A 23001-nucleotide genomic window follows, 5' to 3' on the forward strand; every position below is an offset into this window, starting at 1 on the left:
TTGGCCACGGAGTTAAGTCTCCCACTTGATTATCAGTGGCTTATTTCAACAACGAATCGCACTATGGGCTTCCATAGTAATACAAGGAGATAATACGATGACTAATGAGTTGACTGATAAAGTAGCAGCTGTCACCGGCGCGGCGTCCGGCATCGGGCTGGCCACCGTCAGGGCGATGATTGAAGCGGGGGCTCGAGTGGTACTGATTGACCGCAATGAGGCCGCCTTGGCAGCGATCTGCAAAGAGCTCGGCGATGCGGCGATTCCCCTGGTCATCGATCTGCTCGACCCGCAGGATTGTGCGACGCTGCTGTCGCGGGTCCTGGAGAAGGCCGGCCGGCTCGACATCTTCCACGCCAATGCCGGCAGCTATATCGGGGGCGACCTGATCGATGCCGACCCGGACGCCATCGACCGGATGGTGAGCCTGAACGTCAGCGTGGTGATGAAGAACGTCCAGAATGTCCTGCCCCACATGCTCGAGCGTGGTACCGGGGACATCGTGGTAACGAGCTCGGTGGCAGGGCATTTCCCCGTCCCCTGGGAGCCGGTCTATGCCTCCTCCAAGTGGGCCATGACCAGCTTCGTCCAGACCGTGCGCCGCCAGGTCTTCAAACACGGCATTCGGGTCGCCGCCGTCTCGCCCGGCCCCGTCAACAGCGCCTTGCTTGCCGACTGGCCGGAGGAAAATCTGCGCAAGGCGAAGGAGTCCGGCAGCATCATCGAGCCGACGGATGTCTCCGATGCCATCATGTATATCCTGACCCGCCCTCGCAATGTAACCATTCGGGATATGGTGGTCCTGCCCAGCAATTTCGATATGTAAGGAACACATCCGTCACCTAACGACAAGGATGACTTCGGGACTCGACCAAATACTCGAGTTCATCAAGGTCATGAAGTTTTCTGATCCAATGGATCTGCCGCCAACCGTGAACTGACAAGGAATCTGACAAGACTAGACATTAGTCGAAGCCCCATTGACCTATCAGCAATGGCCTACTAGCTTCTAAAATGTTGACGTTAACATAACTGATAATATCAGCACCACCTCACTTCGAGACGTAACAACAACAAACCCTGGAGCCAACCATGAACATCAGCGAAATCGCAGCACGCGTCCGTAAGGCCTCCCTCGTCACCGCCTGCGGGGCCGCCCTGGCCACGGGCGCCGCGGTGGCCGATGACCACACCCTGACCATCGGCATGTCCTTCCAGGAGCTCAACAACGAGTACTTCGTAACCATGCAGCAGGCACTCGAGGCCGCCGCCGACAGCCTGGGAGCCGAGGTGATCATCACCGATGCCCGCCACGACGTCGCCAAGCAGGTCAGCGATGTCGAGGACATGATCCAGCGCGGCATCGACATCCTACTGCTCAACCCCGCCGACACGGTTGGTGTCGAGACGGCGGTGCTGGCCGCCAGAGAGGCCGGCGTCACCACGGTCGCGATCGATGCCCAGGCCAATGGTCCAATAGACGGGTTCGTGGGGTCCAAGAACTACGACGCCGGCTACCTGGCCTGCGACCATCTGGCCGAGCAGCTCGATGGCACGGGCCAGGTGGCCCTGCTGGATGGCATCCCGGTCGTGCCGATCCTGCAGCGTATCGAAGGCTGTACGGCCGCCCTGGAGGAACACCCCGACATCGAGATCGTGACCAAGCAGAACGGCCGCCAGGATCGCAGCCATGCGATGGTGGTGACCGAGAATATCATCCAGGCCCACCCCAATCTCGATGGCCTGTTCAGCGTCAACGACATCGGCTCCCTGGGTGCCCTGGTCGCCATCGAGGCCAGCGGCCAGGACATCAAGCTGGTCAGCGTCGATGGCCATCCCGAAGCCATCGAGGCCATCCAGCGCCCCGACTCGGCCTTCATCGCCACCTCGGCACAATATCCCCGCGACATGGTGCGCATGGGACTCGGCCTGGGCCTGTCCAAGTACTGGGGCGCCAACACCGCTCCAGCGGAGATCCCCATCGACGTCGAACTGATCGATCGCGACATGGCCGTCGACTTCAGTTGGTAATCCGCCCATAAGCGCTGACAACGTGTGCCGCCCCGAGCGGCACACGAGGGTATCCCCATGACTCCATTACTTTCCTTGAGGCACATCTCGAAGTCGTTTCCCGGGGTGAAGGCCCTGCAGGATGTGTCACTCGATATCCACGCCGGCGAGGTGCATGCCCTACTCGGTGAGAACGGGGCCGGTAAGTCGACGCTGATGAAGATCCTCTGCGGCATTTATCGTCCGGACGAGGGCAAGATAATCATCGATGGCAAGACATGCCACTTCCACGGCTATCAGGATGCCCTCGACGCCGGGGTCGGGATCATCTTCCAGGAATTCAGCCTGATTCCCGACCTGGATGCCGTGGACAACATCTTCCTGGGGCGCGAACTGCGCAACCGGCTCGGGCTGCGAGACCGTCGCGGCATGATCCGCGAAGCGCAGCATCTGTTCGACCGCCTCAAGGTCTCGATTCCCCTGGACTGCCCCATCGCCGACTTGAGCGTTGCCGATCAGCAATTCATCGAGATCGCCAAGGCGCTATCACTGGATGCCCGCCTCCTGGTGCTGGACGAGCCGACCGCGACCCTGACCCCCAGCGAGGCCGATCACCTGTTCACCATCATGCGCGAACTGCGCGAACAAGGGGTCGGCATGGTGTTCATCTCCCACCATATGGAGGAGATCTTCACCATCTGCGATCGCGTCACCGTGATGCGCGATGGCGAGAAGATCGGTGACTGTGACGTCGCCTCGACAACCCCCGATGACCTGATCGAGAAAATGGTCGGCCGGCGCGTCGAGAACATCTTCCCCGAACATCGTTGCGATGCCGACTACACCGAGGTGGTGCTGGACATCGAGGCCCTGCGCCTCGACGCCGATGGCCCAGAGCACTCGCTGAAGCTCCACCGTGGCGAGATCCTCGGCTTCGCCGGCCTGGTGGGCTCCGGTCGCACGGAACTGGCCATGGGGCTGATCGGTGCGACGCGGCCCGCACACGCCAAGGTGCGCATGGAGGGAAGGCCGGTCAGGCTCCGCCATCCCGCTAGTGCGCTCAAGCAGGGGATTGGACTGCTGCCGGAGAGCCGCAAGACCCAGGGTCTGATTCTGCCCTTCTCGTGTCGCGAGAACATCTCCTTGAACAACCTGACGCAATTCCAGGGTGCCTTACCGCTGATCCGACGCGGCAAGGAGTCCCTTACCGCCGCCGAACTGATGGCATCGGTACGCGTCAAGGCGCCTAGCCCCGAGACGCCGGTCGGCGACCTCAGCGGCGGCAACCAGCAGAAGGTGGTCATCGCCCGCTGGCTGGGCCACCAGTGCAAGGTACTGATCTTCGACGAACCCACCCGCGGCATCGACGTCGGCGCCAAGTCGGAGATCTACGCCCTGATGAAGGAGCTCACCGCCCGGGGCGTGTCGATCATCATGATCTCCTCGGAACTCCCCGAAGTGCTCGGCCTGTGCGATCGCGCTGCGGTCTTCTACCACGGCCGAATCGCCGCCGAACTCCAGGGCGACGACCTCAACTCACAATCCATCATGCACCATGCCACGGGGGGACTCAGCTAATGAGCCATCTCGCCTCCACGCCCGGCACCGCCCGTCACTCCCTCAAGATGCGACTGGCCAGCTGGCGCCGTACCCCGGTCTTCTACCCGCTGATCGGTTTCATCATCGTCTTCATCGCCATGGCGGTGATCAACGACAACTTCCTGACGGGGAGCAACCTGACCAACCTGGCACGCCAGACATCGATCATCGCCATCATCGCAGTGGGGATGAGCCTGGCCATCCTCACCGGCGGCATCGATCTCTCGGTCGGCCCGGTCATGGCCCTCTCGGGCACCGCCATGGCGGGCCTGATTGTGGCCGGGGTACCGCCGTCGCTGGCCATCCTCCTCGGGCTGCTGGTGGGTGCCGCCTTCGGGGCCTTCAATGGCGCCTTCATCGCCTTCGCCGGCATGCCACCGATCATCGTCACCCTAGCGACCATGGGCATCGCCCGCGGCCTGGCCCTGATCTACACCGGTGGCTACCCGATCGCCGGGCTGCCCGCGGAGTTTGCCTTCTTCGGGCGCGGTAGTCTGGCCGGGATCGAGACGCCGATCCTGATCATGATCGCCGTCTACGCGCTCGGCTTCGTGCTGCTCCATCATACCGCCACCGGCCGCTACCTCTATGCCATCGGCGGCAACGAGGAGGCGACTCGCCTGTCCGGCATCCGGGTCTCCCGCTACAAGCTGCTGGTCTACACCCTGAGCGGTGTGACCGCCGCCATCGCCGGGCTGATCCTGACCTCGCGCCTGATGAGCGGCCAGCCCAACGCCGGTGTCGGTTTCGAGCTCGACGCCATCGCCGCCGTGGTTCTGGGCGGTGCCGCCATCGCCGGGGGACGCGGCATGATCCTCGGCACCCTGATCGGGGCCCTGCTGCTCGGCGTGCTCAACAACGGACTCAACCTGATGGGCGTCTCCCCCTACCTCCAGAACGTCATCAAGGGCTTGATCATCCTGCTGGCGATCTATATCAGCCGCAAGCGCACGCCCTGAGCCATCGGCATCAGCCCAAACGATCGCGCTCAGAGGAGGAGAACCCCATGGAAACCGTCATTGGTATCGATATTGGTACCCAAAGCACCAAGGCGCTGGTGATCGATCACCATGGCCGGATCCTGGCCGAGCATAGCCAGGGCTACCGCGTCGACACCCCCCGCCCACTCTGGGCCGAGCAGTGGCCGGACGTGTGGTGGGAGGCCGTGCTCGGCTGCCTCCGGGCCTGCCTGGAAGCCCCCGGGGTCGACCCCCGGGGCGTCAAGGGGCTCTGTGTCAGCAGCCTCTATGGCGGCTCGGGCATTCCGGTCGATGCCGAGAACCGGCCCCTGCACCCCTGCCTGATCTGGATGGACCGCCGGGCCGAGGCCCAGGTCCAGTGGGTGAAGGAGCATATCGACCTAACCCGGCTGGGCGACATCACCGGCAATGGCGTGGACAGCTACTACGGCTTCACCAAGATGATGTGGCTGAAGGCCGAGCGCCCCGAAATCTGGGAGCGAACCCGCTACCTGCTGCCGCCCAACAGTTACATCAACTATCGCCTGAGCGGCGAAATCGCCATCGACCACAGCTCGGCCGGCAATATCGGCGGCATCTACGACCTGGCGGCACGTACCTGGTCGCAAGAGATGCTCGACGCCCTGGGCCTCGACCGGGACAAGCTGCCGACGCGCCTGGTCGACTCGGGTGCCCCGGTCGGCGGCTTGCTGCCGTCGCTGGCCGAGTCGCTCGGCCTGCGCGCTGGTATTCCCGTGGTTGCCGGTGGCGTCGATGCGGCCATGGCCACGCTGGCGGCGGGGGCGACCCGCCCCGGTAACCACGTCGCCATGATCGGCACCAGCATGTGCTGGGGGGTGATCAACCAGCGCGTCGATGCCGGCCAGGGCTTGATCAGCATGCCGCATGTGCTGAACAGCGACCGCGACCTCTACACCTTCGGCGGCGCCCTGACCGCCGGGGCCTCGGTCAGCTGGTTCGTCGATACCCTCTGCGGCGAGGACCGGGACGCTGCCGGGGAGCATGGCAGCGCCTACGACCGGCTCGAACCCCTCGCCCGCGACCTCCCCCCGGGCGCCGAGGGCCTGCTCTTCCTGCCCTACCTGATGGGCGAGCGCAGCCCGGTCTGGGATGCCCAGGCCAGCGCCGGCTTCATCGGCCTCAGTCTCTATCACCGCCGCCATCACCTGTATCGCGCCGTGCTGGAGGGCGTGACCTTCGCCCTGCGGCACAACATGGAGGCGGGCACCCGGCAGGGAGTGACCCTCGACGCCCAGCTGATCGTGGTCGGCGGGGCCACCCGCTCGGATCTGTGGATGCAGATCATCGCCGACGTGACCCGCATGCCGGTCTACACCTACCGCGAGAACGTGGAGGCAGCCCTGGGTGCCGCCCTGCTGGCCGGGCAGGCGACCGGGCTGCTCGACCTCGCCCAGCCGCTGGGGCACGGCACCCTGATCGAGCGCGCCCAGCCATCCGAGGCGGCAGCACGGCGCTACGACGAACTCTTCGACCTGTATTGCCAACTCTACCCGACGCTCAAACCGATCATGCATCGGCTCAATGCCAACGACATGCCCAGCGAGTGATATCAGACCATGGATTTCGAACTCCAGAACCAACGCATCCTCGTCACCGGGGCGACCAGCGGCATCGGTCTCGAGATCGCCCGCGCCCTCGCCGAGCTCGGCGCCGACCTGGTGCTGTTCGGCCGCAACCGGGACAAGCTCGCCGACCTCGAGCGCGAACTGGGCGCCCGCCCCCTGGCCGTCGATATCACCGATGAGGCCGCGGTCACCGAGGCCTTCGCCGAAATGCCCGCCCTCGATGGCCTGGTCAACTGTGCCGGCATCTCGATCCTCGACGACGCCCTCGACGTCAAGGCGGCGGACCTCGAGCGTATCCTGGCCACCAACGTCACCGCCGGTGCCGTGGTGGCGCGGGAGGCGGCACGCCAGATGATCGCCCACGGCCGCCGGGGCAGCATCGTCAACGTCTCCAGTCAGGCGGCCCTGGCCGCCCTGTCAGGCCACCTCGGCTATTGCGCCTCCAAGGCCGCCATGGATGCCATGACCCGCGTGCTGTGCCTCGAGCTGGGCCCCAAGGGGATACGCGTCAACAGCGTCAACCCGACGGTGACCCTGACTCCCATGGCCGAACGCGCCTGGGCGGATCCCGCCAAACGTGACCCCATGCTGGCCGCCATTCCCCTGGGACGCTTCGCCACCCCTCGGGAAGTCGCCCTACCGGTGGCCTTCCTGCTGAGCCCGGCCGCATCGATGATCAGCGGCGCTTGCCTGCCAATCGACGGGGGCTTCACGTCCCACTAGCCCCGCGTTCTACGTTCTGCAAGGAAAAGGAGCCTGACATGTACATCGGTGTGGACTGCGGCACCCAGAGCACCAAGGTGGTGGTGGTCGACGTCGACGGGGCACGGATCCTCGGCGAGGCGAGTCGCCCCCATGTCCTGAGCGAAGGCGGCAACGGCCGCCGCGAGCAGGACCCGGCCGACTGGCTGACGGCCTTCCGCGGCGCCTTCCTCGAGGCCGTGGATCGGGCCGGCATCGACGCCCGGGCGATCCGCGCCATCGGCGTCTCCGGCCAGCAGCACGGCCTGGTGGCCCTGGACGCAAGGGCCGAGCCGGTCTACCCAGCCAAACTGTGGTGCGACACCGAGACGGCGACCCACAACGCCGCCCTGGTGGAACGCCTGGGCGGCGAAGCGGGCTGCCTCGACAGGCTGGGGCTGGTGCTGCAAACCGGCTATACCGCGTCCAAGCTGGCCTGGCTACGCGAGGCCCACCCCGAGGCCTATCGGCGCATCGCCACGCTGCTGCTGCCCCACGACTACCTCAACTTCTGGCTCACCGGCGAACGGGTCAGTGAAGCCGGCGACGCCTCGGGTACCGGCTACTTCGACACCCGTACCCGACGCTGGCGCGAGGACGTTTTCGCCGAGATCGCCCCCGAGCTCGACCCAGCCCGCGTGCTGCCGCGGCTGATCGCGTCCCACGAGCCGGCCGGCACGGTGCGCTCCGAACTGGCTCGTGAGCTGGGGCTCTCCGAGGGCGTGTTGGTCTCCAGTGGGGGAGGCGACAATATGCTCGGGGCCATCGGCACCGGCAATATCCGCCCGGGGCTCGTGACCCTGAGCCTCGGCACCTCCGGCACCATCTGCGCCCACTCCCCGGAACCGGTGGTGCCCGACAGCGCCATGGTCGCCAACTTCTGTGCCAGCCACGGCGGCTGGCTGCCCTTGATCTGCACCATGAATGTCACCTCGGCGACTACCCGGATACGCGAACTGTTCGACCTCGACCTGGCGACCTTCGGTGAACGCATCGCCAGCGCCCCCATCGGCGCGGAGGGCGTCACGGTACTGCCCTTCTTCAACGGCGAGCGGGTCCCGGCGCTGCCCCAGGCCACGGGAAGCGTCCTGGGCCTGACCAGCGTCAACACCAGCCAGGCCAACCTGTGCCGGGCAGTGGTCGAGAGCGCCACCTTCGGCCTGCGCTATGGCCTCGAGCTGCTCGGCGACCTGGCCGAAGGGCTCCGGGAGATTCGCGTGATCGGTGGCGGGGCCAAGAGCCCGGTATGGCGCCAGATGGTCGCCGATATCACCGGGACCTCCGTCATCCGCCCCAGGGTCACCGATGCGGCGGCACTGGGGGCGGCGCTACAGGCGGTTTGGTGCGAGCGTTATCCCGACGTCCCTCTCGAGGACCTCTGCTCGCGGCTGGCCTACCTCGACGAGGATTCACGGGCCGAGCCCGACGCCCACCACGTCACCGCCTATCACGAGGCCTATGGCCGCTATCGTCAGGCCCTGGCCGATCATTACGCCTGATCGGATCGATCACTCATTTAAGGAAACTTCTCCATGACATGTCGACTCGACGCCCTTCGTCAGCACTCCCTGGTGGTCGCCGATACCGGAGACCTAGAGGCCATCCAGCGCTACCGCCCCCATGACGCCACCACCAACCCCTCACTGATTCTCAAGGCCTTCGAATTGCCGGGTTACCAGGCACTGATTGATCAGGAACTCGCCGCGGTCAAGGCCGAGACCGACGACCGGCGGGAAGAGCATGCCGTGGATCGCCTCGCCGTGGCCATGGGCAGCGAGATCGCCAAGCTGGTGCCCGGTCGCGTGTCCACCGAGGTGGCCGCCAAGTTGTCCTTCGACACCCAGGCCAGCATCCGCAAGGCCCACGAACTGGTCGAGCTTTACGAGTGGCGCGGCGTGGCCAAGGATCGGGTCCTGATCAAGCTGGCCTCGACGTGGGAGGGCATCCGTGCCGCCGAGGTGCTGGAGAAGGAAGGCATCAACTGCAACCTAACCCTGCTGTTCAGCGACGCCCAGGCCCAGGCCTGCTTCGACGCCGGGGTGTTCCTCGTCTCGCCGTTCGTCGGTCGGGTCACCGACTGGTACAAGAAGGAGAGCGGCCAGGACTTCAGCCCCGAGAACGACCCCGGCGTGCAGTTCGTGCGCGGCGTCTGCGAGCGGGTCAGCCAGGGCGGCTACGACACCGTGGTGATGGGTGCCAGCTTCCGCACCACCGGCCAGGTGCTGGCGCTGGCCGGCTGCCCGCGATTGACCATCTCGCCGACACTGCTCGAGGAACTGGCCACCACGCCGGGCGAGGTAAAACCCAGGGTGCTCATGACACGCAGCGGTGGACCACGCCCGGTGGCACTCACCGAGTCCGCCTTCCGCTGGGGCCACAACCAGGACGCCATGGCCAACGACAAGCTGGCCGAGGGCATCCGCCGCTTCGCCGAGGATCAGGAACGCCTCGAGACACAGATCGCCGACCGTCTGGCGACCCTCTGATCCCTGAATTGCCACGCCAACCCGCCACCGATGGGGAATTTCCATGCCATCACGTTTCGAACTGGCCAACGCCATTCGCGCCCTGTCCATGGATGCCGTCCAGAAGGCCAAGTCCGGCCACCCCGGCGCCCCCATGGGCATGGCCGATATTGCCGAGGTGCTGTGGAACGACCACCTCAAGCATAATCCGGCCAACCCCCACTGGGCCGACCGCGACCGCTTCGTGCTCTCCAACGGCCACGGCTCCATGCTGCTCTACTCCCTGCTCCACCTGACCGGCTACGACCTGGACCTGGAGCAGCTGCAGCACTTCCGCCAGCTGCACTCCAAGACCGCCGGCCACCCGGAGCTCGGCTACGCCCCGGGCGTCGAGACCACCACCGGCCCCCTGGGCCAGGGCCTGGCCAATGCGGTGGGCATGGCGCTGGCCGAGAAGACCCTGGCTGCCCAGTTCAACCGCCCCGGCCACACCATCGTCGACCACACCACCTGGTGCTTCCTCGGCGACGGCTGCCTGATGGAGGGCATCTCCCACGAGGTCGCCTCCCTGGCCGGTACCCAGCAGCTCGGCAAGCTGGTCGCCTTCTATGACGATAACGGCATCTCCATCGACGGCGAGGTGGAGGGCTGGTTCACCGACGACACCGCCAAGCGCTTCGAGGCCTATGGCTGGCACGTGGTGCCCAATGTCGACGGCCAAAAGCCGGAAGAGATCCAGGCCGCCATCGAGCTGGCCAAGACCCATGACGACAAGCCGAGCCTGATCATCTGCAAGACCATCATCGGCTTCGGTGCCCCCAACAAGCAGGGCAAGGAAGAGTGCCACGGCGCGCCCCTGGGCGATGAGGAAGTGGCCGCCGCCCGCGAACAGCTGGGCTGGCCCCACGCCCCCTTCCATGTGCCCGAGGAGATCTACCAGGGCTGGGACGCCCGCCAGCGCGGCGCGCAGTTAGAGAGCGACTGGGAGGCGCGCTTCGCCCGTTACGCCGAGGCCTACCCCGCCGAGGCCGCCGAATTCCAGCGCCGCCTCAAGGGCGAGCTGCCCAAGGCGCTGACCAGCGAGAAGCTGGTCGAGGACGCCCAGGCCAAGGGCGAGACCATCGCCAGCCGCAAGGCCTCCTTCAACTGCCTCAACGCCCTCGGCCCACAGCTGCCCGAGCTGCTCGGCGGCAGCGCCGACCTGGCCCCCTCCAACCTGACCTTCTGGAAGGGCGCTAAGGCCATCACGCCGGAGGCCCCCGGCGGCAACTACCTGCACTACGGGGTCCGCGAGTTCGGCATGGGCGCCATCATGAACGGCATCGCCCTGCATGGCGGCTTCGTGCCCTACGGCGCCACCTTCCTAATCTTCATGGAGTACATGCGCAACGCCGTGCGCATGGCGGCGCTGATGGGCCAGCAGGCGGTCTACGTCTTCACCCACGACTCCATCGGCCTGGGCGAGGATGGCCCCACCCACCAGCCCATCGAGCAGCTGACCAGCCTGCGCTCCACCCCCAACCTGGCCACCTGGCGTCCCTGTGACGCCGTGGAGACCGCCGCCGCCTGGGATGCCGCGGTCAAGCGCCACGCCGGCCCCACGGCGCTGGTGCTATCGCGCCAGAACCTGCCCCACCAGGAGCGCGACAAGCACCAGCTGGCCAATATCCAGCGCGGTGGCTATGTGCTGCGCGATTGCGACGGCACCCCGGAGCTGATCCTGATCGCCACCGGCTCCGAAGTGGGCCTGGCCATGGACGCCGCGGCCCGGCTGAGCGAGCAGGGCAAGGCGGTGCGGGTGGTCTCCATGCCTTCCACCGATGCCTTCGACGATCAGGACGCCGACTACCGCGAATCGGTGCTGCCCAAGGCGGTCACCGCGCGCCTGGCCATCGAGGCCGGCCACCGCGATTTCTGGTTCAAGTACGTGGGCCTGGACGGCGATATCGTCGGCATGAGCGGCTTCGGCGAGTCCGCCCCGGCGGGCGACCTCTTCAAGCACTTTGGCTTCACCGTCGACAACGTCGTCGAGCGCGCCCAGGCGCTGCTGGGCTAAGGGACGCGGCCCCGGCGGGGCCAAGGTAGGGCTCTCGCCTCGTGGGGGCTGGCCGATATCAGCGATCGCCTGTTTTCGCGACGATCAATTCACGAGCTTGGCGGAGACCACGACCTCACGGCTGGCCGCCGTGGGGTCCTGGATCTGTTCGAAGAGCAGGCGGAACGCCTCATGCCCCGCCCGATAGGTGTCATGGACGGCACAGGGCACCGAGACATCGAAGATATCGGCATAGGGCAGGCGGTCGACACCCACCACCATCACCTCGTCTCGGGACACACAGGCGTCATGCAGGGCACGCATGGCCCCCAGAGTTATCAGCTGGTTGAAGCCGAAGACAGCGTCAGGAAGCGCCCCCCGGCGCAGATAGGCTGCCATGTCGCGGTACGCCGGCTGCAGGGTGTAGTCGCCGGCCCGCGTCTCAAGCGTCAACTCTACGTCAGCGGCTCGATAGGCCTCCTCGAAGCCCGCCAAGCGCTCGAGTGAAATCCGTGAGTCCTGCGGTCCCGTCAGCGCCAGTACTCGATGAATGCCCCGGCCTGCCAGCATCTCACCGAGCAACCTACCAGCCAGGCGGTTATCCAGTATCACACGACTAAAATCCGACACATTCAGGGTACGATCCAGCATCACCATCGGCAGCCTGGCCTGGCGCAGCCTATCGAGATAGGCAGGACGATAGCCGGCATCGTCGGCGACAGGTGAGAGGATGATTCCCGCCACCTGATAACTGAGCAGGGTTTCGATCGCTACCTCCTCGAGCTCCGGCGAGCCATCGGTATCGATCAGCATGATGGTGTAGTTCTGCTGTTTCGCGGCACGCGAAATCGCCTTGATCACCTCGCTATAGAAGGGGTTGTCGACGCTGGCCGTGACCAGGCCAATCAGGCGATTCTCGCGACTCCTGAGAGTACTGGCGAAGGCATTGGGGACATAGCCCAGCTCCCGCGCCGCCGCCAGGATCTTGTCGCGCGTCGCCGGCTTGACGAGGTGGGGCTTGTTCAAGGCACGCGACACCGTCATGTTGGTCATGCCCACATGCTTGGCGATATCGGTAATGGTGGCCTTGCTGCGTCTAACCATCTTTCACTCGGATCTCGATTTTCGACGCACTCAGCGGAAGCGCCGCTGGGCCAACAGGTGGCGCACCAGGGGCGCGAGAATCAGCTCCATGGCCAGCGGCATCCGGGAGCCGGGCACCACCAGGGTGTGGGGCCGGCTCATAAAGGAATCCTGAATCATCGCCAGCAGGTAGGGGAAGTCCACCGTGGAGGGGTCGCGGAAGCGAATCACCACGAAGGACTCGGCATCGGTGGGGATATCCTGCACCTCGAAGGGGTTGGAGGTATCCACCGTGGGCACCCGCTGGAAGTTGATATGGGTGCGCGAGAACTGTGGCTGGATATAGCGCACATAGTCGTTCATGCGCCCCAGGATGGTATCGATCACCGCCTCCTGGGAGTAGCCCCGCAGCTTGGTGTCGCGATCGATCTTCTGGATCCACTCCAGGTTCATGGTCGGCGCCACCCCCACCAGCAGGTCCACGTGGCGGGCGATATCGTGATCGGCGGTGACCAGGCCGCCATGCAGCCCCTCGTAGAAGAGCAGGTCGGTGCCGCAGGGCAGCGGCTGCCATTCGGTGAAGGTGCCCACCTGGTAGCCGCTCTCGATCATGCGCTTGTCTTCGGCATGGATATAGTGCCGATAGGTGCCGCTGCCCTGCTCGCCGTACTCCAGGAACAGCGCCTCCAGCTCGTCGAGCAGGTTGGCCTCCACGGCGAAGTGGGAGAGCTCGTCCTTGCGCTCCGGCTCCTCGCGGAAGATCCGCGCCAGCTCGGCCCGGGTGTAGCGGTGGAAGGCGTCGCCATCGACCGTGGCGGCATGCACGTCCTCGCGCACGAACATGCGCTCGAAGGTGCGGCGGACGGTGGTGGTGCCGGCCCCGGAGGAGCCGGTCACGGCGATGATCGGGTATTCACGGGACATGCCTAGCCCCCCTCTCGACGCGTCAGCCGCTCACGCAGCGCCTCGGGCACCGCGACCGGGCGGCCGCTGGCAGGATCGAGCAGCAGCAGATTGAGCCGCGCCAGGGCGACCCGCACCCCGTCGGCGGGGCGCACCACCCGCTGGAAGACCACCAGGGCCTTGCCATCGGGCACCGGCAGGGCGGTCTGGACCTCCAGGAGCTCGGGCCAGCGGGCCTCGGCCTGGTACTGGATGGCCAGGTCGGCCACCACGCTGGGGTAGCCGTGGATATCCCACTCCGCCACCTCGAGGGCCGCGAAGGCCTGGGTGCGCGCCTCGTGGAGCAGTGACACCAGGGCATCATGGCCCAGATGGCGGCCATAGTTCATGTCGGTGATACGCACCGCCAGCGGGTGGCGATGCGTCCAGGCCTCGGCGGGAAATTCCAGGCGAACACGTTCCATGGTGGCGGCTCCCTCGTGGTTATTGTTGGGTCGGAGCGGGGAATCAGCCCTGGGCCTGCTCCCGGGCGATGGCCCGATAGGCGATATCGCGGCGACAGAAGACGCCCTGCCAGCGGATCGCCTCGACGCCCCGGTAGGCCAGGGCCTGGGCGGTGGAGACGCCCTCGCCGAGGGCGGTGACGCAGAGCACCCGGCCACCGCTGGTGACCACGCGACCCTGGTCGTCGTGGCGAGTGCCGGCGTGGAATACCTTGCAGCCGGTGGCCTCGGCCTCGGTCAGGCCCTCGATGGGGTCACCCTTGCGGTAGCTGTCGGGGTAGCCCTCGGCGGCCAGCACCACGCCCACGGCGGCACGCGGGTCCCAGTCGCAGGCCTTGCCGGCCAGCTCGCCCCGGGCGCCGGCCAGACACAGCTCGGCCAGGTCGGAGCGCAGACGCAGCATGATCGGCTGGGTCTCCGGGTCGCCGAAGCGGCAGTTGTACTCGATGACCTTGGGGTTGCCGTCGGCGTCGATCATCAGGCCGGCATAGAGGAAGCCGGTGTAGGGGTGGCCCTCGGCGGCCATGCCGGCCACGGTGGGGCGGATCACCCGCGCCATGATGCGCTCGAAGATGGTGTCGTCGACCACCGGCGCCGGGGAGTAGGCGCCCATGCCGCCGGTGTTGGGGCCACTGTCGCCCTCGCCGACCCGCTTGTGGTCCTGGCTGGTGGCCATGGGCAGGATGGTCTCGCCATCCACCATGACGATAAAGCTGGCCTCCTCGCCCTCCAGGAACTCCTCGATCACCACCCGGGCGCCGGCATCGCCGAAGGCATTGGCCTCGAGCATGTCGCGCACCGCCGCCTCGGCCTCCTGCTGCGTCATGGCGACGATCACGCCCTTGCCGGCGGCCAGGCCGTCGGCCTTGATGACGATGGGTGCGCCCTTCTCGGCCAGGTAGGCCAGGGCCGGCTCCACGGCGGTAAAGGTCTGGTAGTCGGCGGTGGGGATGGCGTGACGGGCCAGGAAGTCCTTGGTGAAGGACTTGGAGCCTTCGAGCTGGGCGGCACCGGCGCTGGGGCCGAAGATCGCCAGGCCGGCGTCGCGGAAGCGGTCCACCACGCCCTGAACCAGCGGCGCCTCGGGGCCGACGATGGTCAGGTCGATGGCCTCGCGGCGGGCGAAGGCCTCCAGCTCCTCCAGGGCATCGGCGGCGATGGCCACATTGGTGAGCTTGGCCTCGCCGGCGGTGCCGGCGTTACCCGGGGCGACGAAGACCTCGTTCACCTGGGACGATTGGGCGACCTTCCAGGCCAGGGCATGCTCGCGGCCGCCGCCGCCGATGATCAGAACCTTCATGGGAGTACCTTGCTATCGGGGAAATCGCTGCTTGGGGCTCGGCATTATGCCAGAAAGGCGCCCGGTCGTCGGCGGGTTATTCCTTGCCTACGGCTACCTAGGCTAACTCTCTATCACAGACTGGGGCTACTCCGGCTATGCGGGTTATTCCTTGTCGCCGTCCTTGTCCTTGTCGCCGCCCTTGTCGCCGGGAGCGCGGCCCACGCCACCGAAGGTCTGCTGCCAGAAGCGCATGTTCTCCTCGGCCAGCTCGCGCATCAGCTCCATGGGGGTGTGGCGCATGGCCTGCTGCCACTGATCCTGCATCTGCTTCTGCTGCTCGAGCATCAGCCGGGTGCCCTGCTCCAGGTAGCGGGCCAGGGGCAGCGGCTGGGCCATGTCGTAGACCCGGATCAGCTGCGCCAGCAGGTCGTTGGAGAAGACCTCCGCGTCACCGTCACCCTGCTCCTGCTCGATGATGATCGAGAGCAGGATGGTGCGGGTCAGGTCCTCGCCGCTCTTGGCGTCCTCGACCCGGAAGGGCACCTCGTCGATCACCAACTGACGCAGATCCTCGAGGGTCACATAGCGACTCTGTTCGGTATCATAGAGGCGACGGTTGGCATACTTGCGAATCACGCGCACGGCACGGCTCCTATGGTCGGCTTTGCAGGTATTGTGCACCGCGCCACCCCAGGACGCCAATTGACGAGCCCCCGATGAACCTGATCCTCCTCGCCCCGGAAGACCTCCATGCCCCCCACCTGGCCCGGGTCCGCGACCCGCGACGCCTGCGCCACCTCAAGGAGGTGCATCGCGCCGCCCCCGGCGACGAGCTGACCCTGGGGGTACTGGGGGGCGGCATCGGCCGCGGCCGGCTGCTGAGCCTGGAAGCTGAGGAGGCCCGCTTCGAGGTCGACACCCTCGACCAGGCCCCGCCAGCGGCCTTGGATATCGAGCTGGTGCTGGCCCTGCCGCGGCCGCGCATGCTGGCCCGCAGCCTGGAGCATGTCACCGCCCTGGGCGTGAAGCGGCTGACCCTGCTGCATACCCGGCGGGTGGAGAAGAGCTACTGGCAGTCGCCGGAGCTGCGCCCGGAGAAGATCCATGAACACCTGATCCTGGGCCTGGAGCAGGCCCGGGATACCCGGCTGCCGGAGATCGAGCTGGCGACCCGCTTCAAGCCCTTCGTGGAGGACCTGCTGCCGGGGCGCCTCGCGGCCCGCCGCGGCCTGGTGGCCCATCCCGGCATGGAACAGGCCTGCCCCCGGGGCCTCACCGAGCCGGCCCTGCTGGTGGTGGGCCCGGAGGGGGGACTGATTCCCTACGAGGTGGAGCAGCTGCAGGCCGCCGGCTGCGAGGGCATTCACCTGGGCGAGCGCATCCTGCGGGTCGAGACCGCGGTGGTGGCGCTGCTGGCCCGGCTGGGCTGATCCTATCCTCGGCGACGCGGGCCTTCCCTATTGCTGGCCCGGCCCTGGGTCACTCCTCGTCGGGGTCGTGGGGCACCCGCGGCGAGTCCGCGTCGCACTCGGGGTCGGTGAGGAAGGTCTCGGTGACGTCCAGCAGCCCCAGGTGGCCGATGGTGCGCCGCCCCAGCAGCAACGGGTAGAGCATGTCGCCCCGGTCGCGCAGGCTGAACTGCTCCTCGTAGATGGTGCCGCCGAGGCAGATGTCCATCAGCACCACCGGTCGCGAGTCCTCGCCGCCGGCGCCGCGCAGCCGCACCCGGCGATAGCGGGGCAGTTCCAGGGTCTCGCTGATCACCTCGCCGGTGGCCTCGTCCTCCAGGTCGAGGCGAAAGCGCACCCAGGGCTCACCGTCCCGGGTAAAGCGCTGGATGTCCCGGGCATCCAGCGACGAGGTCAGGGCGCCGCTGTCCAGCTTGGCCTTGACCTCGATGCCCCAGGGTTCCAGGGAGGCCTTCTCCACCCAGCCGAATACCGGCGCCTCGTCCGCCGACGCCAGCCCTGCCAGGAGCAGCCCCCAGCCGCCGGCCCATCCTTTCCATCCCGTCATCGCTCCTCGCCCTCTGCAGAGACAGGCCGCCAGCATGCCCAATCTTCGGGCCCGCGGTCGAGTCCCCCTCGCCCTGGGCGGCCAGGGACGACTGGCCGGATCGGCCGGGAGCCCGTAGAGTAGGTCGCCCATCCTCGCGAGGAGTCTGTCGTGAACCCGCAAGACCTCGAGCGGCTGGTCACCCTGAAGATGCCCTTCGGCAAGTATGCCGGCCGGGTGATCGCCGACCTGCCCGGCCCCTACCTGGCCTGGTTCGCCCGGGAGGGGTTCCCGAAGAGCGAACTGGGACGCCTGCTGCAGCTGATGCACGAGATCGACCATAACGGCCTGAACGACCTGCTGGCGCCCCTGCGCCGGGGGCACTGAGGCGCCCATGCTGAGACTCTCCAATAACGTCTCCCTGGCCGACTGGGAGATCGAGATCACCCAGATCCGCGCCCAGGGCGCCGGCGGCCAGAACGTCAACAAGGTCGCCTCGGCGGTGCACCTGCGTTTCGATATCCCCCGCTCCAGCCTGCCGCCCTTCTACAAGGAACGACTGATGGCGCTCTCCGACCAGCGCATCAGCAAGGAGGGGGTGATCGTCATCAAGGCGCAGAGCCACCGCACCCTGGAGCTCAACAAGGAAGACGCCCTGCGCCGCCTCAGGGCGCTGATCCTCGAGGCGGTGAAGACCCAGAAGCGCCGCAAGGCCACCCGCCCCACCAAGGGCTCCCAGCGGCGCCGGGTCGACAAGAAGACCCAGAAGGGCAAGACCAAGGCGCTGCGCGGCAAGGTCAAGCTGTAGGCCGATCGGCCCATGGCGATGGCCGGTTCCCCCGATGATCCACCCTTGCAGATGCATGGCGAAGAGGTAGTAGGCGACCTGGCCGGCCGTTCGCCGCGGGAAGACGCCTGGATGTCGATCTGATCGCCCCGCCTCGGAGAGACGGCTGCCACACTAAAAGCCCGTCATCTCGAGGAGAGCCCCCATGAGCACACCTACCGGCCTGTCCGCCGAAACCGCGGTCATGGAGTTACTGGACGACTGGGCGGCGGCGGTGCGCGCCAAGGACATCGATGCCATCACCGCCCACTATGCCGCCGAGATCGTCGCCTTCGATGCCATCACCCAGCTGCAGTTCAAGGGACGGGAGGCCTACCGCGAGCACTGGGCGAGCTGCCTGGCACAGTGCCCGGACGAGATGGTCTTCGAGCTTCACGAGGAGGTCATTTATGCCGAGGACCAGGTGGCCTTCTGCCATGCCCTGATCCGCTGCGGCGGCGATGCCAAGGATGCCGGCTGGCTGCGCATGAGCGGTGGACTCAGGCGCATCGAGGGGGAGTGGAAGCTGGTCCACGAGCACCATTCGGCGCCCTTCGACCCCCGCAGCGGCCGCGTCCTCCTCGACCTGCTGCCCTGACACGCCGAACCCCGGGACCTGGCCCGGGGCTCGGATGGCATGCCACGGCTCACCCCTCCATCATGAAGCTGTCGCAGACCTCGCCCAGCCGGGCCGGCTCATGCGTCTCGGTATGGGTCAGGTCCCCCATCCCGGGGTCCAGGGCCACCCGCCACTGGTGATCCTGGCTCATGGCATCGCAGACGCCCTCGCCGCCGCCACCGAAGTTGGAGTCGATCCAGTAGTGGACCTCGTAGGCGGTCTCCGGCATCAGCGCGCCGGGGAACTCGAAGGCGAAGGCCGTTTCGCCCTCGCCGGCGACGCGCCCTGCCTGGCGCACCAGCACCTCGCCGCTCTCGGCCTCCACCAGGGCCACGGCGATGGCCTGGCCCCCATGGGGCCCCTGGAAGCTGGCATCGCCCTGGAAGACCAGGTCATGCCCCTCGCTGGCCAGGGCCACGGCGGGCAGGCACAGGGCGCCGAGCAGCGCCCCTCGAGACAGGCTGGCAATCGACATGGCGGACCTCCCTTGGCTGTTTGGGTTCATCCCCAGCATAGTGCGCCGCGGGACCGAGCGCCGTTATATCCAGCGCCAGCGACGGAACAGCCACACCAGGGCGATGGCGATCAGCAGCATCACGCCGAGCAGGATGAAATAGGCGTAGCGGTAGCCGAGCTCCGGCATATGCGCGAAGTTCATGCCGTAGATGCCGGCCAGGAAGGTCAGGGGCACGAAGATGGCGGTGATCACCGTGAGGATGCGCATGGTGTTGTTGAGCTGGTGGGAGGAGAGGGAAATATAGCCATCCACCAGGTCACCGCAGATCTCGTAATACATCTGGGTGAGGCTGTAGAGGCGCTCGAAGCGCTCGTGAACGTCATTGATGGCATGCAGGGTCTCGTCCAGCTCCCGCGGCAGATGGCGGTAGTCGTAGGCGGTCAGCTCCTGGGTGATGCCGACGTGATAGTTGAAGACGCGACGCATCTTGACCAGCTTGGAACGATAGGCGATCAACTGGCGCATCAGGGCATCGTCGCCCCCCTCCAGCAGGCCATCCTCCAGGTCGCTGAGCACCTCCTCGAACTCCAGCAGGCTATCCAGATAGAAGCCCGCCGAGACATACATCGCCCGGAGGGCCACAAACTCCGGCGAACGCGCCAGCAGGCGCCGCCCCTCGCCATTGTCGAAGAGCCGGTCGAGGCTCAGGGCGATCCCCGGATGCAGGCTGATCAGATAGCGCTCGCCGATAAAGAAGGCGACCTGCTGGGGCACATAGTTGAGCTCGGCATCGAAGGAGGCGATGCCGCGATAGAGGATCAGGGTATGGCTCTCGAACTCCTCGATCTTGGGGGGATGACGCTCCCGGTGGGCATCCTCGATGGCCAGGGGGTGGCAACCGAAGTCCTCCAGCAGGGCCCGCTCCCGAGGCTGCGGCTCGCCCTGGAGATCGAGCCACAAGCGGCTGTCGCCGTCGCTTCGCCAACGGGCGATCAGCTCCTCGCCGCCGTGTGTCACCGCGCCGTCGGCGGTTATCAACAGGCCTCGTATCATGGCGCCTCCCGGCACAGGGTTCGCCAGGAACCATAAGCCATGCCGGGGGCGAATGCATCCACGCCCTCGGGGCGCAGGACTTTTCTTCGCACTTGCGGCAGCATGGGGCGCTTCGTCCGTCCGGGGAAGCCCCATGCCGCTGTTTGAGAACGCCTATCGGCGTCGCGTCACCCTCACCTATTTCCTGGCCTTCGTCGCCATCGGCCTGACCGGCGGCCTGCTGGGCCCCGCCCTGCCGCACCTGGCGGAGCTGACCGGCGCCGGCATGAGCCAGATCGCCCTGCTGTTCACCGCCCGGGCCCTGGGCAATATGCTCGGCTCGGTGAGCGTCGGCGTGCTGGTGGATCGCCTGCCCGGCCACCCGGCGCTGATGCTGATGGTGGGGCTGATGGTCCTGGCGCTGACCCTGGCGCCGCTGAGCCCCTCCCTGGCGGTGCTGATCGCGGTGATCTTCGTCATGGGCTTCGCCGAGGTGGCGATCAATGCCGGCAGCAACACCCTGCTGCTATGGACCCACCGCCAGGCCGCGGGGCCCTATATCAGCGCCCTGCACTTCTGCTTCGCCCTCGGCAATATGCTCGCGCCCCTGGTCCTGGTGGCGGCCCTGCAGTGGAGCGGCCGCTTCGAGTGGGCCTTCTGGGGGGTGGGACTCTACGCCCTGACCCTGCTGGCCTGGCTGCGCCGCGACCCCGCCCCCCGGGCCCCAGAGGCGACGCCTGGCGATAAGGCATCGCCGCGACCGCGGCGCGGCGACACCCGCCTGCTGGGCGCCCTGATGCTGCTCTTCTCCCTCTATGTGGGCGCCGAGATCACCTTCGCCGGCTGGATCACCGCCTACGCGATCCTTCAGGGCGAGCCCCGGGAGAGCGCCGCCCTGCTGGTCACCCTCTTCTGGCTGGCGCTCTCGGCGGGACGCCTGCTGGCGATCCCGCTGCTGCGCCTGATCTCTCCCTGGTGGCTGCTGCTGGGCTGTCTGGGGCTGGGCCTGGCCAGTGCCCTGGCCATGCCCTGGCTGCCGCTGTGGCCGATCGCCCTGGGCTATGGCCTGGCCGCCTCGGCGATCTTTCCCACCCTGTTCGGGCTGTGCAATCGGCTGATGACCATGAGCGGCAAGCGCACCGGCCTGATCTTCCTGGCCAGCGGCCTGGGCGCCATGCTGGTGCCCTCCCTCACCGGGCCGCTGCTGGAGCGTGCCGGCACCGCCGCCTTCCCCTGGCTGCTGGCGACGCTGATGGGGCTGCTGTTGCTGGGCGTCGCTCTCCTCCGGCGCCTCGCCCGGTCGCGAGGCGACCACGACATGCCCCATGCCCGCCAGACATGATTCCGGGGCGGCATGGCTCCCAAGACAACGGCATTGGTCAGCGCCCGGGCGACTCGGTAGCGTGAGCGCCATTCAACCCCTGACCTTGCCGAGAGTCGAAGATGAGTGAAGTCGCCCCCGCCGTTTCCCCCGCCACCCGTGAAGAGCACGATCTGCTGGGCAGCCTGGAGGTGCCGGCCGAGGCCTACTACGGCATCCAGACCCTGCGCGCGGTGAACAACTTCCACCTCAGCGGCGTGCCGCTCTCGCACTACCCCAAGCTGGTGATCGCCCTGGCCATGGTCAAGCAGGCCGCCGCCGGTGCCAACCAGCGCCTCGGCCACCTGGACAAGGCCCGCTTCGAGGCCATCGACCACGCCTGCCGGCGGGTAATCGACGGCGAGCAGCATGACCAGTTCGTGGTGGACATGATCCAGGGCGGCGCCGGCACCTCCACCAACATGAACGCCAACGAGGTGATCGCCAACCTGGGACTGGAATACCTCGGCCATGCCAAGGGCGACTACCGCCACCTGCACCCCAATAACGACGTCAACATGGCCCAGTCCACCAACGACGCCTACCCCACGGCGATCCGTCTGGGCCTGCTGCTGGGCCACGACTCCCTGCTGGCCAGCCTGGAGAAGCTGTGCCTGGCCTTCTCCGCCAAGGGCAAGGAGTTCGCCGAGGTACTGAAGATGGGCCGCACCCAGCTCCAGGACGCGGTGCCCATGACCCTGGGGCAGGAGTTCCACGCCTTCGCCAATACCCTGGGCGAGGACCTGGGCCACCTCACCAAGCAGGTGCCGGCGCTGCTCTGCGAGGTCAACCTGGGCGGCACCGCCATCGGTACCGGCATCAACGCCGACCCGCGCTACCAGCGCCTGGCGGTGGAACGCCTGGCGGCGATCAGCGGCCACCCCCTGGTACCGGCCCAGGATCTGATCGAGGCCACCTCCGACATGGGTGCCTTCGTGCTCTTCTCCGGCATGCTCAAGCGCCTGGCGGTGAAGCTGTCGAAGATCTGCAACGACCTGCGCCTGCTCTCCAGCGGCCCGCGCACCGGCTTCAACGAGATCAACCTGCCGCCGCGCCAGCCGGGCAGCTCGATCATGCCGGGCAAGGTCAATCCGGTGATCCCAGAGGCGGTCAACCAGGTGGCCTTCGAGGTGATCGGCAACGACCTGGCGCTGACCATGGCGGCGGAGGGCGGCCAGCTGCAGCTCAACGTCATGGAGCCGCTGATCGCCTACAAGATCTTCGACTCCATCCGCCTGCTGACCCGGGCCATGGACATGCTGCGCGAGCACTGCGTGGTGGGCATCACCGCCAACGAGCAGCGCTGCCGGGAGCTGGTCGAGAACTCCATCGGCCTGGTCACCGCCCTGAACCCCTATATCGGCTACGAGAACGCCACCCGCATCGCCCGGGAGGCCCTGGCCTCCGGCCGCGGGGTGCTGGAGCTGGTGCGCGAGGAGCAACTGCTCGACGACGCCACCCTGGATGACATCCTGCGCCCGGAGCATATGATCGCTCCGCGCCTGGTGCCGCTGAGCTAGGCTAT

23 protein-coding genes are annotated in these 23001 nt (G+C 66.9%); 15 read left to right on the forward strand and 8 right to left on the reverse strand.

Translation table 11 applies throughout. The features are described 5' to 3' along the window. Positions 1 to 97: 97 nt before the first annotated feature. From NFU04_RS03870 to tkt, 9 genes are all read left to right on the forward strand, one after another. The gene (locus NFU04_RS03870) at positions 98 to 826 is read left to right on the forward strand and encodes an SDR family oxidoreductase (RefSeq protein ID WP_251308188.1); all 729 of its coding nucleotides are present in this window, start codon (positions 98 to 100) and stop codon (positions 824 to 826) included. A gap of 266 nt (positions 827 to 1092) precedes the next feature. Next, positions 1093 to 2031 carry an ABC transporter substrate-binding protein gene (locus NFU04_RS03875; RefSeq protein ID WP_251308189.1) on the forward strand — a complete coding sequence of 313 codons (939 nt, stop codon included), beginning with the start codon at positions 1093 to 1095 and terminating at the stop codon, positions 2029 to 2031. Between the two features lie 57 nt (positions 2032 to 2088). Further along, on the forward strand, positions 2089 to 3588 hold the full coding sequence (locus tag NFU04_RS03880; protein WP_251308190.1) for a sugar ABC transporter ATP-binding protein: 1500 nt from the start codon (positions 2089 to 2091) through the stop codon (positions 3586 to 3588). After that, positions 3588 to 4568: an ABC transporter permease gene (locus tag NFU04_RS03885; RefSeq protein WP_251308191.1), complete on the forward strand. Its 981-nt coding sequence runs from the start codon at positions 3588 to 3590 to the stop codon at positions 4566 to 4568. The genes NFU04_RS03880 and NFU04_RS03885 overlap by 1 nt, the downstream gene beginning before the upstream one ends. A 47-nt stretch (positions 4569 to 4615) precedes the next feature. Next, entirely contained in the window at positions 4616 to 6157 is a 1542-nt protein-coding gene (locus NFU04_RS03890; protein ID WP_251308192.1) for an FGGY-family carbohydrate kinase, read from the forward strand. Positions 6158 to 6166: 9 nt separating this feature from the next. Continuing rightward, positions 6167 to 6898 (forward strand): SDR family oxidoreductase, encoded by a 732-nt coding sequence (locus NFU04_RS03895; RefSeq protein ID WP_251308193.1) that lies wholly within the window; start codon positions 6167 to 6169, stop codon positions 6896 to 6898. Positions 6899 to 6936: 38 nt separating this feature from the next. Further along, positions 6937 to 8415 carry a xylulokinase gene (gene xylB, locus NFU04_RS03900; protein ID WP_251308194.1) on the forward strand — a complete coding sequence of 493 codons (1479 nt, stop codon included), beginning with the start codon at positions 6937 to 6939 and terminating at the stop codon, positions 8413 to 8415. 33 nt (positions 8416 to 8448) lie between these two features. Beyond that, on the forward strand, positions 8449 to 9402 hold the full coding sequence (gene tal, locus NFU04_RS03905; RefSeq protein ID WP_251308195.1) for a transaldolase: 954 nt from the start codon (positions 8449 to 8451) through the stop codon (positions 9400 to 9402). 43 nt (positions 9403 to 9445) lie between these two features. Beyond that, positions 9446 to 11437 carry a transketolase gene (tkt, locus tag NFU04_RS03910; RefSeq protein ID WP_251308196.1) on the forward strand — a complete coding sequence of 664 codons (1992 nt, stop codon included), beginning with the start codon at positions 9446 to 9448 and terminating at the stop codon, positions 11435 to 11437. Positions 11438 to 11521: 84 nt separating this feature from the next. On the opposite strand, the gene NFU04_RS03915 is transcribed toward tkt, so the two are convergent. The 5 genes from NFU04_RS03915 to phaR form a co-directional block, all read right to left on the reverse strand. Continuing rightward, on the reverse strand, positions 11522 to 12520 hold the full coding sequence (locus NFU04_RS03915) for a LacI family DNA-binding transcriptional regulator (RefSeq protein WP_285835113.1): 999 nt from the start codon (positions 12518 to 12520) through the stop codon (positions 11522 to 11524). 30 nt (positions 12521 to 12550) lie between these two features. Further along, positions 12551 to 13423, reverse strand: a complete 873-nt coding sequence (locus NFU04_RS03920) for a phosphoribulokinase (RefSeq protein WP_146801490.1) — start codon at positions 13421 to 13423, stop codon at positions 12551 to 12553. A gap of 2 nt (positions 13424 to 13425) precedes the next feature. Beyond that, on the reverse strand, positions 13426 to 13866 hold the full coding sequence (locus NFU04_RS03925; protein ID WP_251308198.1) for an acyl-CoA thioesterase: 441 nt from the start codon (positions 13864 to 13866) through the stop codon (positions 13426 to 13428). Positions 13867 to 13909: 43 nt separating this feature from the next. Beyond that, a complete protein-coding gene (gene purD / locus NFU04_RS03930; RefSeq protein WP_251308199.1) occupies positions 13910 to 15205 on the reverse strand; it encodes a phosphoribosylamine--glycine ligase in 1296 nt (431 codons plus the stop codon). Positions 15206 to 15349: 144 nt separating this feature from the next. Further along, positions 15350 to 15829, reverse strand: a complete 480-nt coding sequence (gene phaR / locus NFU04_RS03935; protein ID WP_251308200.1) for a polyhydroxyalkanoate synthesis repressor PhaR — start codon at positions 15827 to 15829, stop codon at positions 15350 to 15352. 74 nt (positions 15830 to 15903) lie between these two features. Between phaR and NFU04_RS03940 the strand changes: the two genes are divergently transcribed. Continuing rightward, positions 15904 to 16617, forward strand: a complete 714-nt coding sequence (locus NFU04_RS03940) for a 16S rRNA (uracil(1498)-N(3))-methyltransferase (protein ID WP_251308201.1) — start codon at positions 15904 to 15906, stop codon at positions 16615 to 16617. A 49-nt stretch (positions 16618 to 16666) separates the two neighbouring features. Here NFU04_RS03940 and rloA3 read toward each other — a convergent pair whose 3' ends face one another. After that, complete coding sequence (gene rloA3, locus NFU04_RS03945; protein ID WP_251308202.1) at positions 16667 to 17203, reverse strand: retropepsin-like aspartic peptidase RloA3; 537 nt, start codon at positions 17201 to 17203, stop codon at positions 16667 to 16669. Positions 17204 to 17353: 150 nt separating this feature from the next. Between rloA3 and NFU04_RS03950 the strand changes: the two genes are divergently transcribed. The 3 genes from NFU04_RS03950 (at position 17354) to NFU04_RS03960 (ending at position 18606) form a co-directional block, all read left to right on the forward strand. Beyond that, complete coding sequence (locus NFU04_RS03950; protein ID WP_146801484.1) at positions 17354 to 17569, forward strand: DUF3820 family protein; 216 nt, start codon at positions 17354 to 17356, stop codon at positions 17567 to 17569. Positions 17570 to 17576: 7 nt separating this feature from the next. Further along, positions 17577 to 17990 carry an alternative ribosome rescue aminoacyl-tRNA hydrolase ArfB gene (gene arfB, locus NFU04_RS03955; protein ID WP_251308203.1) on the forward strand — a complete coding sequence of 138 codons (414 nt, stop codon included), beginning with the start codon at positions 17577 to 17579 and terminating at the stop codon, positions 17988 to 17990. A 184-nt stretch (positions 17991 to 18174) separates the two neighbouring features. Next, entirely contained in the window at positions 18175 to 18606 is a 432-nt protein-coding gene (locus NFU04_RS03960; protein ID WP_251308204.1) for a YybH family protein, read from the forward strand. A 49-nt stretch (positions 18607 to 18655) separates the two neighbouring features. Here NFU04_RS03960 and NFU04_RS03965 read toward each other — a convergent pair whose 3' ends face one another. Both NFU04_RS03965 and NFU04_RS03970 read right to left on the reverse strand, forming a co-directional pair. Further along, on the reverse strand, positions 18656 to 19102 hold the full coding sequence (locus tag NFU04_RS03965) for a hypothetical protein (RefSeq protein ID WP_251308205.1): 447 nt from the start codon (positions 19100 to 19102) through the stop codon (positions 18656 to 18658). A 63-nt stretch (positions 19103 to 19165) separates the two neighbouring features. Next, complete coding sequence (locus NFU04_RS03970) at positions 19166 to 20137, reverse strand: magnesium transporter CorA family protein (protein ID WP_251308206.1); 972 nt, start codon at positions 20135 to 20137, stop codon at positions 19166 to 19168. Positions 20138 to 20270: 133 nt separating this feature from the next. Between NFU04_RS03970 and NFU04_RS03975 the strand changes: the two genes are divergently transcribed. Both NFU04_RS03975 and aspA read left to right on the forward strand, forming a co-directional pair. Then, complete coding sequence (locus NFU04_RS03975) at positions 20271 to 21458, forward strand: MFS transporter (protein WP_251308207.1); 1188 nt, start codon at positions 20271 to 20273, stop codon at positions 21456 to 21458. Between the two features lie 101 nt (positions 21459 to 21559). Next, positions 21560 to 22996: an aspartate ammonia-lyase gene (aspA, locus tag NFU04_RS03980; protein WP_251308208.1), complete on the forward strand. Its 1437-nt coding sequence runs from the start codon at positions 21560 to 21562 to the stop codon at positions 22994 to 22996. Positions 22997 to 23001 lie beyond the last annotated feature (5 nt).

The organism is Halomonas sp. NCCP-2165, assembly GCF_023708045.1.
Taxonomy (GTDB): domain Bacteria; phylum Pseudomonadota; class Gammaproteobacteria; order Pseudomonadales; family Halomonadaceae; genus Bisbaumannia; species Bisbaumannia pacifica.

What these genes read in the sequence shown, in the direction of transcription:
- arfB (WP_251308203.1), top strand. Translation starts at nt 17,577, where the DNA reads ATGCTGAGACTCTCCAATAACGTCTCCCTGGCCGACTGGGAGATCGAG.
- NFU04_RS03915 (WP_285835113.1), bottom strand. Translation starts at nt 12,520, where the DNA reads ATGGTTAGACGCAGCAAGGCCACCATTACCGATATCGCCAAGCATGTG.
- NFU04_RS03885 (WP_251308191.1), top strand. Translation starts at nt 3,588, where the DNA reads ATGAGCCATCTCGCCTCCACGCCCGGCACCGCCCGTCACTCCCTCAAG.
- aspA (WP_251308208.1), top strand. Translation starts at nt 21,560, where the DNA reads ATGAGTGAAGTCGCCCCCGCCGTTTCCCCCGCCACCCGTGAAGAGCAC.
- NFU04_RS03895 (WP_251308193.1), top strand. Translation starts at nt 6,167, where the DNA reads ATGGATTTCGAACTCCAGAACCAACGCATCCTCGTCACCGGGGCGACC.
- NFU04_RS03975 (WP_251308207.1), top strand. Translation starts at nt 20,271, where the DNA reads ATGCCGCTGTTTGAGAACGCCTATCGGCGTCGCGTCACCCTCACCTAT.
- NFU04_RS03960 (WP_251308204.1), top strand. Translation starts at nt 18,175, where the DNA reads ATGAGCACACCTACCGGCCTGTCCGCCGAAACCGCGGTCATGGAGTTA.
- NFU04_RS03880 (WP_251308190.1), top strand. Translation starts at nt 2,089, where the DNA reads ATGACTCCATTACTTTCCTTGAGGCACATCTCGAAGTCGTTTCCCGGG.
- NFU04_RS03970 (WP_251308206.1), bottom strand. Translation starts at nt 20,137, where the DNA reads ATGATACGAGGCCTGTTGATAACCGCCGACGGCGCGGTGACACACGGC.
- rloA3 (WP_251308202.1), bottom strand. Translation starts at nt 17,203, where the DNA reads ATGACGGGATGGAAAGGATGGGCCGGCGGCTGGGGGCTGCTCCTGGCA.
- NFU04_RS03925 (WP_251308198.1), bottom strand. Translation starts at nt 13,866, where the DNA reads ATGGAACGTGTTCGCCTGGAATTTCCCGCCGAGGCCTGGACGCATCGC.
- tkt (WP_251308196.1), top strand. Translation starts at nt 9,446, where the DNA reads ATGCCATCACGTTTCGAACTGGCCAACGCCATTCGCGCCCTGTCCATG.
- tal (WP_251308195.1), top strand. Translation starts at nt 8,449, where the DNA reads ATGACATGTCGACTCGACGCCCTTCGTCAGCACTCCCTGGTGGTCGCC.
- NFU04_RS03920 (WP_146801490.1), bottom strand. Translation starts at nt 13,423, where the DNA reads ATGTCCCGTGAATACCCGATCATCGCCGTGACCGGCTCCTCCGGGGCC.
- NFU04_RS03890 (WP_251308192.1), top strand. Translation starts at nt 4,616, where the DNA reads ATGGAAACCGTCATTGGTATCGATATTGGTACCCAAAGCACCAAGGCG.
- purD (WP_251308199.1), bottom strand. Translation starts at nt 15,205, where the DNA reads ATGAAGGTTCTGATCATCGGCGGCGGCGGCCGCGAGCATGCCCTGGCC.
- NFU04_RS03965 (WP_251308205.1), bottom strand. Translation starts at nt 19,102, where the DNA reads ATGTCGATTGCCAGCCTGTCTCGAGGGGCGCTGCTCGGCGCCCTGTGC.
- NFU04_RS03875 (WP_251308189.1), top strand. Translation starts at nt 1,093, where the DNA reads ATGAACATCAGCGAAATCGCAGCACGCGTCCGTAAGGCCTCCCTCGTC.
- NFU04_RS03870 (WP_251308188.1), top strand. Translation starts at nt 98, where the DNA reads ATGACTAATGAGTTGACTGATAAAGTAGCAGCTGTCACCGGCGCGGCG.
- xylB (WP_251308194.1), top strand. Translation starts at nt 6,937, where the DNA reads ATGTACATCGGTGTGGACTGCGGCACCCAGAGCACCAAGGTGGTGGTG.
- NFU04_RS03940 (WP_251308201.1), top strand. Translation starts at nt 15,904, where the DNA reads ATGAACCTGATCCTCCTCGCCCCGGAAGACCTCCATGCCCCCCACCTG.